The sequence below is a fragment of the Ciceribacter sichuanensis genome (genome assembly GCF_024055605.1).
Lineage (GTDB): Bacteria > Pseudomonadota > Alphaproteobacteria > Rhizobiales > Rhizobiaceae > Allorhizobium > Allorhizobium sichuanense.
Genome location: NZ_JAMXLX010000016.1, coordinates 1 through 14374 on the forward strand (window position 1 = coordinate 1; position 14374 = coordinate 14374).

Below are 14374 nucleotides of genomic sequence, written 5' to 3' on the forward strand. Positions count from 1 at the left end.
CGCTGATCATCGCCAACTCCGCGCCCACGCCAACACCAACTGGCGTGAGATCGCCTTGTCGATCAAAGCGTGAAATTCACGCCGAAGCAATGATCGCGTGCTGTGCTCGATTAAGGCGACGCCACCGCTCAGCGCATCAGCATCCTGCAATCAGCTGCGCATCAGGTCCACGCTTGCCTTCAGGCCAAGCCGTTCGATGCGGACATAGAGCGTGCTCTTGGCGATACCCAGATCGCGGGCGGCAGAGGTCAGGTTGCCGTGGTGATGGCGGATGGCGGCGAGAATGGCATCGCTTTCGGCCCGCTCCAGCGTTCCACTAGCGGCTACAGGCAACGGAAAAGCCATATTCGACCGGCATTCGGGCCCAAGTTCGCTCGGCAAATGGGAAAGGCCAAGACTCGCGCCGCCACTTTCGAGCAGCATGCTTTCCAGCACGTTGCGCAGTTCGCGGATATTGCCTGGCCAATCATGACGATGAAAGGCTTCCAGAACCTCCGGTTTCATGTCCGGCACCGGGATTTCGTATCGGCGAGCGATCTCGCCAAGGAGATGCTCCGCCAGCGCAGGGAGGTCACCCGCCCGGTCACGCAGGGAGGGTAGCCTCAAACTCGTCACGGCAATTCGGTAGAAAAGATCGGCGCGAAAACGGCCTGCCTCCACCTCCGCCTTCAAATCGCGATTGGTAGCCGCAATCAGCCGCAGCTTGACCTTGCGCGGGTGATTTTCACCGATGCGGTATACCTCTCCGGCTTCCAGCACACGCAGGAGATGCGGCTGGAGATCAAGAGGCATTTCACCAACCTCGTCGAGGAAAAGCGTTCCGCCATCGGCAGCCTCGATCTTGCCCGTCATGCCGCCGCGCCGTGCGCCGGTGAATGCGCCCTCGGCATAGCCGAACAGTTCGCTGGTCAGAAGCTCGCGAGAGAAGCCTCCGCAATTGATGGCGACGAAGGGGCCGGAACCCTGCACGCCACCGGCATGGAGAGCTTGTGCGAAGGCATCCTTGCCGACACCGGTTTCGCCGAGCAGAAGAACCGGCACCGGGCTCTTCGCCAGCAGGCGGGCACGCCGCACCGCCTCCTGATAGGCTGGCGAGCGGCCGGTCAGGCGGCCGAAGGGATCGGCGGAAGCCGGCGCGCTGCGCGGCAAGGCCCGCAGGCCGGCGCGACGCACCACGGCGCTGCGATCTGGCAGGACCAACACCGCCCCCAACCGCTCGCCTTCAAGCAGAACCGGCTCGATCCAGTCGTGGTCGATCCAGTCAGGCATGTTTTCCGGCGCGACGCGCCCCTCTCGCCAGGGCAGCGTCAGATTGCGGATCGCGCTGGCGGGATTGCCCCGCCCCTTGGCCAGTTCCGCCATCAGCGTGGCGGCCCGGTCATTGGTCTTGATCGCCCGACCGGAGCGGTCGAAAACGATCAGACCGTCGCCGCCCGGCGCGCGGAGCCGCTCAAGACAATGGTCGAGAAGCCGATAGCGCAACTTCATTTCCCGCTGTCCCAAACGGTTCTCGATCCGCCCGGCGGCGGCCACGGCCAGCGCAAGGCTGTGACGGCTGTAGCTCTCACTCAGGCCGGAAATATCGATCGCCCCGAGCGTTGCGCCGCTCACCGGATCACGGATGACGCTTGCCGAGCAGGACCAACGCTTGATCCCGGAACAATAATGCTCCGCCGAGTGAATCTGTATCGGCTGGCCGATCTGGAGTGCCGTGCCAATGGCGTTGGTGCCGCAGACGGCCTCGCTCCAGTTCGCGCCCGGCATGAGGCGGATGCGCTCCGTCGGATCGCGCAGCGTGCGATCGCCCTCGACGCTCAGAACCACCCCTTCCGCATCCGTCAGCACCATGACGGTACCGGTTTCGAACAGAAAATCGCGCGCCGACGCCATGACCGGGGTGCTGGCTCTGACAAGGTCTCGATTGTCGCCGAGTATGACGTGCAGCGTCTCTTCGACCACGGGGTCCGGTGCATGCGAGCGCCCCGGATCGACAATGCCATGGCAGCGCCGCCAGGAATCGTCGATCAGCCTTCTGAGCGCATCCGAAGCCGGATCCTGCCCGCCCATGAAGCGCTCCCAGGAAGACATGATCTTGTCGTCGTTTTCCGGACGTGAAAATGTTCGGTGCAAGCCTTTGCCGGTCACAATCGCTCCTCCTCCCTTTTGCGGCAGCCCAAGAAGCACACAAGGACCGGCGTTCCCTCCCCGGAACGGTCTCCAGCCGCCTGCTCTCCCAAACCATGCGCCACCGATGAGAGAGGTTTAACACCAAAAAAGCGCCTATTGCATTCATTTTTCGCGACCTGCACCACCCCGCAAGGCGTCGCCGCACCCGCTATCGGCCGCTCTCCGAACGCCAACCGTCCGGTTTCCGGACGGTCCCGAACGCGGTGCGTCCGCCCTGATTTCGCTAAGCCCTTGTTCCTGCCTCAACCTTTCGGTTGCACAGAACGTGGCAGGAATCCTGCTTCTCTTCCCATTCGGGAGGACCGACAATGACGGACAAAAAAAGCGATTTCTCCGGCGTAAATGCCTGCGGCCGGGTACCGGTGACGATTCTGACGGGCTTTCTCGGGTCCGGCAAGACAACCTTGCTCAATGCCCTCACCGCCCGTCCGGACATGGCGGGCGTTGCCGTATTCATCAACGAGTTCGGCGATGTCGGCATCGACCACCATCTCGTCGAGCGCGTGGATGACACATTGGTCGTTCTCGAATCCGGCTGTCTCTGCTGCACCGTTCAGGGCAATTTGATCGAGGCCTTGATGCGGCTGCATGAACGCATGTCGCGACGGGAGATCGCACCGGTGAGCCGGGTGCTGATCGAGACGTCCGGCCTTGCCGATCCCGCACCCGTGGTGCGGGCCCTTATGGAGGACCGGCTGGTCTCCGCCCGCTTTCGTTGCGACGGCGTGCTGACCGTGGTCGATACGGAGCGCGCCCGCGCTCAGATCGCCCGCCACCGGGAGGCACGGGTGCAGGTGAGCCTCGCCGACCGCCTGCTGCTTTCCAAGTGCGACCTCGCCAGCCGCGCCGAGCGAACCACGTTGGAGCGGGAACTCGAAGCGCTGAACCCGTCGGCGGCGCGTATCGCGCTTCGCCAGGGCGAGGCCGATCCGCAGATTCTCTTCGGCGGCGGGCTTTATGTGTCCGGCCCGACCTCCGTGACCGCGACGGACTGGCTTTCCGGCCAGCGCAATACTGGCCAGCACCATATCGGAAAGAGCCTCTTCCATTGCGCACCGCATTCGGGGCGGGCTTCGAGCTTCGTCGTCACGCTGGACGAAGCGACCGGGTGGCGTGGCTTTGCGGTGACGATGGGTGAAATCCTCTCACGCTGGGCCGGACGACTGCTCAGGGTCAAGGGCCTCGTCTCCATCGCCGGTATCGACCAACCCGTTGCGATACAATGCGTGGACGAGGCCGCCTACGCGCCGGTACGGCTTGCCGCCTGGCCCAGGTCCGGCCCCCTAACGGATCGGCAGGGTCGGCTCGTCTTCATCGGCGAGGATCTCGACATTCACGTCGAGGCGGATATCCGCGCCCGACTGGCGGCTATGCCTGGCGACCGAGAGGCGCTTCGCCGGGCGGCCGTTACGGGATTGCCGACGCGCACCTGGCTTGGCGAACGCATGCCGCTTACGCCCCGGCCCGGCCTCGTCTCGGATGCCTTCATAATCCAGCCGCGCGTTCTCGGCGAAATGCCTGCGCGGATCTGAGGGATGCGCGGCACGAACGCAATGACGCTGGGGCAGACCGCTTCGCTGCGCATGACGCAGGTCATGCAGCGCGCCATGGCGCTGCTGCAGATGGACAATGCGGAACTGGCCGGCGCTCTCGTCCGGGAGGCGGTGGCCAATCCCTGCCTGCAGATCGAACTGCCCTTCCCCGTGCCGAAAACCGGCGGCGGCCCGCCGCGCTGGCGTCCCTCCTCATTCAGCGCGGCGGAAGGGGAAAGCGAACGGGTGGCTGCGCCGGCCGCCAGTCTTTATGGCCACGTCACCACCCAGATCGGGCTTCTGTTCCGCACCCCGCGGGAGCGCGCCATCGCCCTGGTTTTCGCCGAGGCGCTGGAGCCTAGCGGCTGGCTCGGCATGGAGGTGGATACCGTTGCCGCGCGCGCCGGCTGCTCCACCGCCGAGGCGGCGCAGGTGCTGGTTCGCCTTCAGGAGATGGAACCGGCCGGGCTCTTCGCCCGCTCTCTCAGCGAATGCCTCCGTCTGCAAATCGCCGACCAGGGTGCGCTGACGGAACCGATGGGCGTGCTTCTCGACCACCTTCCCCTGCTGGCGCAGAACGAAATGGCAGCGCTTGCCCGCCAATGCGGGGTGAGCGCCGAACAACTCGGCGCGATGGTCGCCCGACTGCGCCGCCTCGACCCCAAGCCCGGCGCGCGCTTCGAGGCGTCACTCGATTTTCGCCGCCCGCCGGATCTCCTAGCCGAGCGCGACAAATGCGGCAGGTGGCAAGTCACGCTCAACCGCGAGAGCCTACCGACGATCACGGTCGACCCCACGGCCGGGCAGCGCGGGCCACGCGCACTTGCGGAAGCGCGCTGGCTGGAGCGCACGGTGGAACGCCGCAACCGCATGATCCTGAAGGTCGCGGCCTTCGCCATCGGCGTTCAGCAAGACTTCCTCGAACACGGCCCGGCTCGGCTTCAGCCACTGACCAACAGCGAGGTGGCCGTAGCCATAGGCTGCCACGAAACGACCGTCAGTCGCATCCGCAGCGGCCTGACGGTCGAAACACCGGCGCGAGTTCTGCCGCTTTCGGCCTTCTTCGCCCGTGGCGGCACGGCCCGCTCCGATGGCGCAGGGGTGCCCGGTCCGGCGATCGCGACATTGATCGCGGAGTTCATCGCGGCGGAACCAAAGGACAACGCGCTGACCGACGCCGACATAGCCAGGGCTCTCGACGCCCGAGGCATTCGCATTTCACGCCGAACCGTTGCCAATCGCCGCCGCGAGGCGGGGCTTCCGGGCGCGGCGGATCGTATGAAGGAGAGGAGAAGGACATGACACGACCCGCAAGCGGGAAGAAAATCCACGGCTCGGCGAGACAGGCGCTCGACGGGCTCCTGTTCGACGGCATGACCATTGCGGCGGGCGGCTTCGGCCTCTGCGGCATTCCGGAATGCCTGATCGACGCACTGGTGGAAAGCAACGTCAAGGATTTGACTATCGCCGCCAACAATTGCGGCGTCGATCATTTCGGTCTCGGCAAGCTGCTCGACACCCGGCAGATCCGCAAGATGATCGCCTCTTATGTGGGTGAGAACGCCGAATTCATGCGGCAATACCTGGCCGGCGAACTGGAGATTGAGTTCAACCCGCAAGGGACGCTTGCCGAACGCATGCGCGCCGGCGGCGCCGGCATTCCCGGCTTCTACACGAAGACGGGCGTCGGCACGGTGATCGCCGAGGGCAAGGAGCACAAACAGTTCGACGGCGAGACTTATATTCTCGAACGCGGTCTTGTCGCCGATCTCGCCATCGTCAAGGCGTGGAAAGCCGACGAGACCGGGAATGCCATCTTCCGCAAGACAGCGCGCAACTTCAACGCGCCGGCGGCGATGTGCGGCAAGGTCTGCGTGATGGAGGTGGAGGAGATCGTGCCGACCGGCAGCCTCGATCCGGATCACATCCACCTGCCCGGCATCTATGTGCACCGGCTCATTCAGGGCCCGCACGAAAAACGCATCGAAAAACGTACGGTTCGTCAAAGGGAGGACGCTTGATGGCCTGGGACCGCAACCAGATGGCGGCGCGCGCCGCGCTCGAACTCGTGGACAGAACCTATGTCAATCTCGGCATCGGTATTCCGACCCTGGTGCCGAACTTCATTCCCGAGGGTGTGTCCGTCACGCTGCAATCGGAAAACGGAATGCTGGGCATCGGGCCGTTCCCCTATGAGGGCGAGGAGGATGCCGACCTCATCAATGCCGGCAAGCAGACGGTTTCGGAAATGCCCGATACGGCCTATTTCGATTCCGCCACGTCCTTCGCCATGATCCGCGGCGGCAAGATCGCCATGGCGATCCTCGGCGCGATGGAGGTGAGCGAAACCGGCGATCTCGCCAACTGGATGATCCCCGGCAAGCTTGCCAAGGGCATGGGTGGGGCGATGGATCTCGTCGCCGGTGTCGGCCGCGTCGTCGTGCTGATGGAACACGCCAACAAGGAAGGCGAATCCAAGGTACTGAAGGCGTGCACTCTGCCGCTCACCGGCACACGGGTCGTGGACCGGATCATCACCAATCTCGGTGTGCTCGACGTGGTCGAGGGCGGCGTGAAGATCGTGGAACTGGCAGACGGCACCAGCGACGCCGAGCTTCGCGCCGCCACCGAGGCGACCATCGTCGACTGACAGCCTGATCGCCGACACAGCAAAGCCGGGACCGAAAGGCCCCGGCTTTGCTGTGCGCGCGACGGAGGAGGAGGAACAACCGTCAGGCGCGCATCCGCACCAGCGCATCGAGCACGGCTTCCGGCGGATGATCGGGCGGAATGCAGGCGTAGCGGAATTGCGTGGTGCCGCTTTCGGGCAGCTCGCTGCCCGCAAACAGCGGAATGCTGACATCCTGGCCCTGCACCCCATCGCCGCCGCCGATCACCGCGTCGAACAGGGTCTCCTGCCCCGGCCGGACGCCGCGCCCGACCACGGCCCAGCGATAATGGCGGGCGGCGTTGAGCACCGGTGCATAGCGGTCCGCCGGACCGGGTGCGGCTTCCGCCTCCTCGATCAGGAGGCCGCCGACCGGACGCGCGGCGACGCAGCGGACGAAATCGGCGATATACATCGCCGCATCCTCCACCGCGTCATCGTCGCGCTCTTCGGGGTCGCGCCCGACCATGCGTTGCGCTTCATCGAGCCAGACGGCTGGCGACGGCATGGCCAGAACCATGGGAACCTGGCCCTGTAGATTAGCCGCGACCGCCTCGGCCACCTCGTCCAGAAGCTTGCGCGGCCCCTCCTCCTCCAGCATCCGGCGCAGCGGAAAGGTCGCGCGTTTCTTGGCCGCCATGTCCACCGCCAGTCCCGGATGGCGCGCGATCCAGGACCGGTAGAGATCGCCGACGGGCACGACGGCAACGTCGGCCTTCAGAAGACCGCGCGCCTGCGAGAAGAAGGAGAGATATTTCGCCGCTCCTTCGCCCCAGGGATCGCCCTCGGGACCGAGAAGGAGCCGCCGGGCATAGCCCGACGACTCCAGCCAGACCCTCAGACGGTTTGCGCCCGGCCCGCCGGGCAGCATCTCCGCGAGGCTTGCGCTCATTGCTTCTCGCCTCCCATCGCGCCCAGGGCCACCAGGCGTTGCTCGAGTTCGGCAATCCGCACATCCTTCGGATGCGTCATGTAGTTCGGCTTCGGCTCATCGCCGCGCCGGGTCTTGTCCGGCGATCCCATGTAGAGCGTGTCCACATCATCGCCCCAGCACCCGAAATATTGCAGGTGGGCCGGCGGCTTGGGCTTGTTCCAGTCCTTGACGAACTCAGAATAGGGCACGGAACGTTCAATACGTGCCTTGCGCTCGTCGGCACGGGCTTTTTCCGTGGCGTCGAAGTCGATGGCGAGCGTCACCGGATCGAAGACCACCTTGTAGAGCCGCGCTGCCACCTCTGGCGACATGAGCCCCTCCTCGATGTCTCGGACAACACCCGCCGGATCGCGCTCCAGAACGTCGCCATAGCCGGCACCCGCCCCTTGCGAAATCATGAATAGCTCGCCGCGTTTCGAAATCTCGAAGCCCATGCCCATGTGGTGGGTGGTGTAGCGCGCGCCCTCGAAGGGCTGCTCGTTCATGATCTCCTCGATGGAGTGGCGGAACTTTTCCGGCTGGTTGAGCAGGATGTCATAGACATCGACGCCCTGCACCTTGGACAGCGGGTAGCAACCGCAGGCATAACCGCCGAACAGGCCCTGGATCGGTGGGACCTTGGCGCCCTGCGCGGTGGTCATGAAGCCCCACTGTTCCGAATCCTTGGTGGCAACCATCATCGTGTAGCCCTGGCCGCCGCGATACTTGCCGGGGGCGATGGCGTCGCGCGTCATCTTCTTGGACACGAGCTGGAGGAAAGGCACTTCCTCCTCGTTCAGTTCCTGTTCGCCAATGTCGGCCATGGTGGCGAAGATCGGCGCCAGCGCGTGTTCGCCATCACGGTCCACCGTGGCACCGGCTCCCATACCGTTCAGGTCGGCGCAAAGATTGCCGAGCGTTTCGCCATGCTGGCTGACCCCACCCCAGATGAAGGTGTTGATCATGTTGAAGGTCGGGGCATGAACCTTGGTGAACTTTTCCGGGCAGGAATAGAGGAATTTCGCGACCGCATGCTGGCCGGCGGTAAAACCAGTGAAAATCGACATCAGCGATTGCGAATTCGGCGCGTCATAGGAGCAATTGACGATCGAATGCGGGTCAGTGATCACTTCGATCGGAGCAAACGCCGCCTGCCCGCGCGGCAAATCCGGCCAGACATAGCACAGGAAGACCTGCGCCAGCATGCCCTTCAGGCCGGCGACGATGGTGTTCGTGGCACGGTTGGTGAATTCCGGCGATGAACCCCGGAAGTCGAAGATCAGCCGGTCGCCGGTCTTGGTCAGCTTGCAATTTATCTTGACCACGCAGTTTTCGCGCAGCGTCGAATCCTGTATGATGTAGGTCCTGACCGTCATGTCCGGCCATTCGGAAACGCGGCGCTTCACTTCGGCGCGGACGTTTTCCATGGTCAGGCGCAGGGTTGCAACGAGCGCTTCCGGACCGTCGGAATTCAGTGTTTCCTCGATGCGTTGCTTGATGCGCAGGCAAGCGAACAGCTTCACCTTCATGTCTTCGTATTGCAGCTTTGGTTCGCGCACCGAGTTCTGCAGGAAGGTCAGAATATCCCGCTTGATCTGGTAGTTCTCGACCACCTTGAAGGGCGACATCTTCAGCCCTTCGTCACTCGGGCTTTCGGCCATGGAGGGCATGCCGCCCGGCTCGATGGCGCCGTTCTCGCCCTCATGCACGGTAGAGGCCACCCAGCAGACCAGCTTTCCCTTGTGGAAGATCGGCAAGATCATCGACTGGTCGGTGTTGTGGACATTGCCGTAACGGCTGTCGTTATGGATGAAGCCGTCGCCTTCCTTCACGCCCACCGTCGGGTCGTTCATCCAGTTCTTGATGATGAACTTGATGGGGTGGTGCACGAGCGCGGAGAAGATCAGCACCCCGCCCGCCGAGGCGATGGCAAGGTCGCCCGACGCCGAATAGACGCCGGTAATGACGTCGCCCCACTTGGCACCGGGGGCCGCCCCCATCTGCTCGACCATTTCATAGCCTTCGTCGCAGCCCGCCTGGATGCGGTCGCGGATCTTGGCAACGATGTGGCTGTCGGAAACCCTTGTGACGGCCTCGTTTTCCTCTACCGTGCGCGGCATCAGGTCATGGTTCTGCATGATCTCCGGGTCGGGTCCGAGGAACAGCGTGGTGTCGTCGAGAAACTTCTTGATGAGGTTCATCTCTTCGAGCGAGGGCATTTTCGCCCGGATATCGATCTTGTTCATGGAATTCTCCTCCAGTCGGGTTGGGCGTGAGACCCGGCGCTCCTCCAGCGCCGGGCTCGCCGTTTTCAGTGGCGGGTGACGGGATTTTCGTTGCGCAGGAACCAGGAGGCTCCCTGCTTCGCCGTCACATAGGTCCAGCCGGGATTGACGAGGAAGGTCGTGACCTCCGAGGCGACAATGGCCGGTCCGGCGATCTCGATGCCTGGTTCCAGATCTTTGCGTGCCCAGACCGGCGTTTCGAACGCCCCGTCGTGACCGACGAAATGGCAGGTGCGGTGGCTGGAAGGCTCAGGCGCCGCCTTGCGCTCCGGTTTCGGCGCGGGCTTGATATCCTCGAATTTCACGGTCTCGTGCCGGGCGTAAGACGCGACGCGGATCGTGTTGATGCGGATGCCCGCTTCCGGCGCCTGCGAGCCCTCGCCGAAACGCTTGCCGTAGTCGGCCGAGAACTGCGAGATGATCGACAGCACCTCGCCCGGCCCGTGCACCTCGTGATTGGGAATGACCGCCGTCGTCTGCACGAGCTGGTTGCCGTAGCGCATGTCCAGTTCCAGATCGTGACGGATGTCTTCCAGCGGCACGCCCTGGCGCAGGAGGTCCTGCCGGCCCTTTTCCTTCAGTTCGGCGACGATGGCGTTGAAGCGGTCGTAATCGTCGAAGATGTGGCGGGTGTTGCTGTCGTAGAGCACCATGTAGAGTGACTGCTCATGGATGTGGAGCTGGTGCATGTTGCCAGCACCGACCGCCGAGAACACCGACGAGAGCGGCGGCGCCAGAATGCGGTCGATATTGAGGTTCTGGGCAATGCCGCAGCAATGTAGCGGCCCGTTGCCGCCATAGGCCAGCATGGTGAAGTCCTTAGGATCGTACCCCCTGGCGCGCAGCTCGGTGAAGAGGCCGTTGGCCATGTTATCGTCCACCTTCTCGCGGATGAGCTTTGCTGCCTCGATGACCGAACAATCAAGTTCGTCGCACAGCGCATCCTCGATAGCTGCCTTGGCCCGGCGCGGATTGAGCGGGATCGAGCCGCCGGCATAGTTGGCCGCGTCGAGATAGCCGAGCAGCAGGTCGGCATCCGTCACAGTCGGGCGCAGGCCACCACGGTCATAGCAGGCCGGACCGGGATCGGAGCCGGCGCTTTCCGGACCGCATTTCACCGTCTTGTACATTCGGTCATAGGACGCGATAGACCCACCGCCGGCCCCGAGCGTGACGAGGTGGACCATCGGCACCGATACCAGCCAGCGGTCGATGACCGGGTTGAAGTCGTAATGCTTCACCCCGCCTTCCACGACGATGCCGATATCGTAAGAGGTGCCGCCCATATCGGTGGCGACAACATTACCGAGGCTCGCCTGCATGGCGAGATGCTCGGAGGCGCCGATGCCCGAAACCGGACCGGAATGGATGGTCTGCAGAGCGTCGGTGGAGTTGAGCTGGGCCATGCCGCCCGAATTGTGGATGACCAGCATCGGCTTGTCATACTTGTGGGCGCGCAGGTTCTGCTCCAGCGCCGAAAGCGCGTGATACATGGTCGAGTGCAGATAGCCATCGACGATGGCCGAGGTGGCGCGCACATATTCGCCCTTCCGGCCAGCCACCTGATGCGACAGGATCACCGGGATCGCGCCGAGCAGATGCGAGGGGTATTCCTCGAGGACGATTTCCTCGATGCGCTGTTCGTGCTCAGGGTTCACCACGGCATTGACCAGCGCGACAACGATGATCTGGGCGCCGCGATCCACCAGTTCGCGAAGCTGGCGGCGCACGTCCTCCTCATCCAGCGGCATGACGAGCTCGCCCTGGAAATCGAGCCGCTCGCGGATGCCGCGGATCATATGCGGCTGGACCAGCGGTTCGGGGCGATGCGCGTTCGGCATGTCCTGCTGGCCGAGATTGTCGAGGCCCTCGCCATACCCACGGGCACGGCTGAGCGGCACTGTTGCCTCATAGCCGGCCGTGACCAGCATGCCGATCTTCGGCCCCTTGTGCTCGATCAGCGCATTGGTGCCGAGCGTGGTGGCATAGCGCACGCTGTCGACGGATTGCAGGATCTGCTCCAGCTCCAGCCCAAGCACGGCGCAAGCCTTGCCGAGGGCCTCGTTGAAGCCCATCGCCAGGTTGTGATGCGTCGTCAGCGCCTTGGTTTCGATATATTGCTGGCCCCAGACGACAAAGCAGTCGGTAAAGGTGCCGCCGATATCAACGGATACGCGTTTCATTCTCGCTCCCTATCTTTCGCAAGGGGATCGCGCCGCCCTCCCCGGCAAGCGCGTCCCTGTGAATGGTCAGATCCCCGCGCCCCATTGCGCGGGGCGCCGGCATCAGTGGCTGTGGCCGCGACCGGGCACCACGGCGGGGCCGGCATCCGGCAGCATGTCCGGGCCGCGCTTGGCCCACTGGGCCTTCAGCGCGGGCACATCGACCTGCATGTCCTGCAACGGCGGATGGCCGGGAACGGCGTATTCCGTCTCCACCTGCGTGCCGCAGTTCGGGCAGCAGAATTCGAGAATGCGCACCCATTCCGGGTCCGGGCTGAAGGTGAAGCGGTAGCGCTCCGGATCGAGGATCGGCGGATGGATCTCGCGCGGATCACGGTTGTGAACCAGCAGTCCTTCCTTGTAATTGCCCGCGGCGGGCGCGATCTCGTGGTCGCATACCCGGCATTCCCATGTCTCCTTGTTGAGATCGATGCGGAGATATTCGGTCATCGGAATTTTCATGTGGTCAGTCCTCCCGTTCCAGAATGATGTCGCCCGCCTCCGAGACGACGAAGCTCCAGCCCGCCGGCACGCGGGCCGTGAAGTAGTCTTCCTCGATGATCGCCGGTCCGCTGGCATGATCGCCATCCGCCATCGATGCGAGGCGATAGACGGGCAAGTCGATGCGCCCCTTGCCGGCCATCAGAACGTTGCGCTTTCCCTCGGCCTTCGCCTCAGCCCTGCGCGTGAAACCGATATGGCTGGTCTCGTCGTGACGCAGGCTCTTCACCGCGCTCAGTTCCAGTTCGACTGTGGAAGCCTGCACCAGTTCAGGCGGGAAGTCGGGCGTGTCGCCCAGCGGCACGATCTTCTCCCCATCCGCCGTGTCGGCAACGAGGCGGGCGGAGACCGCGTAGCTGCCTTCCTCGAAGCCCTCGGCGAACATGTCGCGGGCGGCCTTGCGCTTCAGCGCATTGAGGGCAGTTGCGAGCCCCGTCGTCGAGCGCTCCTCGAGCGTGACGGAATAGCCCTGCGACACATCGCAGGAACCGATGCCATAAGCGGAAAACACCGCCGCCATGGCCGGTACGGCGACCCGGCGGATGCCCGCCTTGTCGGCCACACCGCAGGCGTTCAGCGGCCCGGCCCCGCCAAAGGCCAGCATCACCGTGTCCGATCCAATCTTCGTGAAGCGGTGCAGTTCATCGGCAATCTTCGCCTCATAGGCGTCCGACATGGCGAGGATCGCCGTATCAAGATCGATGCCTAGCGGTTCAGCGATATTGCCGCGCACGGCCGCTTCGGCGCGGCTCACATCGAGCCCCATGCCGCCGCCGAAATAGGAGGCGGGATCGAACAGGCCGGCCAGCAGGCTGGCATCGGTGATCGTCGCTTCCTTGCCGCCGCGACCGAAGCAGGCCGGCCCCGGCAGGGCGCCGACACTTTCCGGACCAATGGCGATATGGCCGTCCTTCACCTTGAAGATGGAGCTGCCACCAGCCCCCGCACTCATGATTTCGCACAGCGGAAAGGACACGCTGATGCCTTCGACATGGCCGCGCCGGATTTCGGCAACCTTGCCATCCGTGCACTGGCCGATATCGGTGGTCGTGCCGCCGACATCGATGGAAACGGCATCGCGAAAACCGTAAAGCGCCGAAAACGCCTTCACGCCTTCCATGCCACCACGCGGGCCGGAGGAATAGGTCTTGATCGCCACCGTCTTCGCCACGCGCGAGGCATCGCCATCATTGCGGAAAATCAGCAGCGGGTTCTTGGTGCGAAACGCCCTCAGCCGGTTTTCGGCATTGTAGAGGAAGGCCTCCATCGAAGGATGCAGGAAGGAGTTGATGAGTGCCGACCAGGCGCGGCGATCCGGATTGCGGTCGGAGGTGAGATCCGACGTATAGAGAACCGGCACGGCGCCCAGAAGATGGCGCGGATACTTGCGCAGCACGATCTTCTTGACCCGCTCTTCGGCCTCAAGGAAGCCGGCGCCGCCAAGCGCGATGACCAGACGGTTCGCACCCCGGGCGGCGAGTTGGTTGATGACCTTGACGACCTCCACCTCCGCTTCGGGAGCGTCGAGCATGGCAAGATCGATGAAGCCGACGCGGTCGCCCACCAGCGCCTCGAACACCTCGGGATCGTGTGCCTTCAACGATTCGGGAAGCGTCGCCGAACCGGTGTCGAGAATGAGACCGAGTTTCGGCCCCTTGCGCTCGCAGATGGCATTGGTGCCCTGCGTCGTGGAATAGCGGATGAGGTCGACCTCTTCGAGAAGCCGCTTCACGTCCGCCGTGCCGTAGACCACTTCGGAGGCCTTCTGTAGTCCTTCGAAGAAGCACTTCGAAAGATCGTAAGGGGTGGTCAGAACCTTGGTTTTCTTCACTCCGTCATCCGACATGATGCACACGTCGGTCAGCGTGCCGCCATTATCGATGTTGATTTGCAATGCCATCGCGCATTTCTCCTCCCGTTCCTGTCAGGCGGACCTTTCGGCCCGTTCGGCGCGTTCTTCGCGCCGGGCTTTGCGGTTGCGGCGCGCGGCAGGCTCCTCCCCGCGGCACCGGACCGTCTATCCCGAGAAACAAGTGAAGCAGGTTTCCTTCCACGCAGCGGCACTG

10 protein-coding genes are annotated in these 14374 nt (G+C 63.9%); 4 read left to right on the plus strand and 6 right to left on the minus strand.

The window, feature by feature from the left end; genetic code table 11:
* Positions 1–150: 150 nt before the first annotated feature.
* On the minus strand, positions 151–2088 hold the full coding sequence (locus tag NBH21_RS25370; RefSeq protein WP_250914825.1) for a sigma-54-dependent Fis family transcriptional regulator: 1938 nt from the start codon (positions 2086–2088) through the stop codon (positions 151–153).
* A gap of 407 nt (positions 2089–2495) precedes the next feature.
* Here NBH21_RS25370 and NBH21_RS25375 point away from each other — a divergent pair, with 407 nt between their 5' ends.
* From NBH21_RS25375 to NBH21_RS25390, 4 genes are read left to right on the plus strand one after another with little or no spacing between them, the layout of a single operon-like run.
* A complete protein-coding gene (locus NBH21_RS25375; RefSeq protein ID WP_250914824.1) occupies positions 2496–3719 on the plus strand; it encodes a CobW family GTP-binding protein in 1224 nt (407 codons plus the stop codon).
* Positions 3720–3722: 3 nt separating this feature from the next.
* A complete protein-coding gene (locus NBH21_RS25380) occupies positions 3723–5021 on the plus strand; it encodes an RNA polymerase factor sigma-54 (protein ID WP_250914823.1) in 1299 nt (432 codons plus the stop codon).
* A complete protein-coding gene (locus NBH21_RS25385) occupies positions 5018–5740 on the plus strand; it encodes a CoA transferase subunit A (RefSeq protein ID WP_250914822.1) in 723 nt (240 codons plus the stop codon). The genes NBH21_RS25380 and NBH21_RS25385 overlap by 4 nt, the downstream gene beginning before the upstream one ends.
* Positions 5740–6369 (plus strand): 3-oxoacid CoA-transferase subunit B, encoded by a 630-nt coding sequence (locus NBH21_RS25390; protein ID WP_250914821.1) that lies wholly within the window; start codon positions 5740–5742, stop codon positions 6367–6369. Before NBH21_RS25385 ends, NBH21_RS25390 begins: the two co-directional genes overlap by 1 nt.
* A gap of 82 nt (positions 6370–6451) precedes the next feature.
* On the opposite strand, the gene NBH21_RS25395 is transcribed toward NBH21_RS25390, so the two are convergent.
* The 5 genes from NBH21_RS25395 to NBH21_RS25415 all read right to left on the minus strand — a co-directional run bounded on the left by NBH21_RS25395 (position 6452) and on the right by NBH21_RS25415 (position 14208).
* Positions 6452–7279 carry a hypothetical protein gene (locus NBH21_RS25395; protein WP_250914820.1) on the minus strand — a complete coding sequence of 276 codons (828 nt, stop codon included), beginning with the start codon at positions 7277–7279 and terminating at the stop codon, positions 6452–6454.
* A complete protein-coding gene (locus NBH21_RS25400; protein WP_250914819.1) occupies positions 7276–9546 on the minus strand; it encodes a hydantoinase B/oxoprolinase family protein in 2271 nt (756 codons plus the stop codon). The genes NBH21_RS25395 and NBH21_RS25400 overlap by 4 nt, the downstream gene beginning before the upstream one ends.
* A gap of 65 nt (positions 9547–9611) precedes the next feature.
* Positions 9612–11768: a hydantoinase/oxoprolinase family protein gene (locus NBH21_RS25405; protein WP_250914818.1), complete on the minus strand. Its 2157-nt coding sequence runs from the start codon at positions 11766–11768 to the stop codon at positions 9612–9614.
* Positions 11769–11870: 102 nt separating this feature from the next.
* Positions 11871–12269, minus strand: coding sequence for an acetone carboxylase subunit gamma (locus NBH21_RS25410; RefSeq protein WP_280924979.1), 399 nt, complete (start codon positions 12267–12269; stop codon positions 11871–11873).
* 4 nt (positions 12270–12273) lie between these two features.
* Complete coding sequence (locus tag NBH21_RS25415; protein ID WP_250914816.1) at positions 12274–14208, minus strand: hydantoinase/oxoprolinase family protein; 1935 nt, start codon at positions 14206–14208, stop codon at positions 12274–12276.
* Between the last annotated feature and the right edge of the window lie 166 nt (positions 14209–14374).

Coding starts and splice junctions, on each gene's coding strand:
- NBH21_RS25370 (WP_250914825.1), bottom strand. CDS start 2,088: ATGTCTTCCTGGGAGCGCTTCATGGGCGGGCAGGATCCGGCTTCGGAT.
- NBH21_RS25375 (WP_250914824.1), top strand. CDS start 2,496: ATGACGGACAAAAAAAGCGATTTCTCCGGCGTAAATGCCTGCGGCCGG.
- NBH21_RS25380 (WP_250914823.1), top strand. CDS start 3,723: ATGCGCGGCACGAACGCAATGACGCTGGGGCAGACCGCTTCGCTGCGC.
- NBH21_RS25385 (WP_250914822.1), top strand. CDS start 5,018: ATGACACGACCCGCAAGCGGGAAGAAAATCCACGGCTCGGCGAGACAG.
- NBH21_RS25390 (WP_250914821.1), top strand. CDS start 5,740: ATGGCCTGGGACCGCAACCAGATGGCGGCGCGCGCCGCGCTCGAACTC.
- NBH21_RS25395 (WP_250914820.1), bottom strand. CDS start 7,279: ATGAGCGCAAGCCTCGCGGAGATGCTGCCCGGCGGGCCGGGCGCAAAC.
- NBH21_RS25400 (WP_250914819.1), bottom strand. CDS start 9,546: ATGAACAAGATCGATATCCGGGCGAAAATGCCCTCGCTCGAAGAGATG.
- NBH21_RS25405 (WP_250914818.1), bottom strand. CDS start 11,768: ATGAAACGCGTATCCGTTGATATCGGCGGCACCTTTACCGACTGCTTT.
- NBH21_RS25410 (WP_280924979.1), bottom strand. CDS start 12,269: ATGAAAATTCCGATGACCGAATATCTCCGCATCGATCTCAACAAGGAG.
- NBH21_RS25415 (WP_250914816.1), bottom strand. CDS start 14,208: ATGGCATTGCAAATCAACATCGATAATGGCGGCACGCTGACCGACGTG.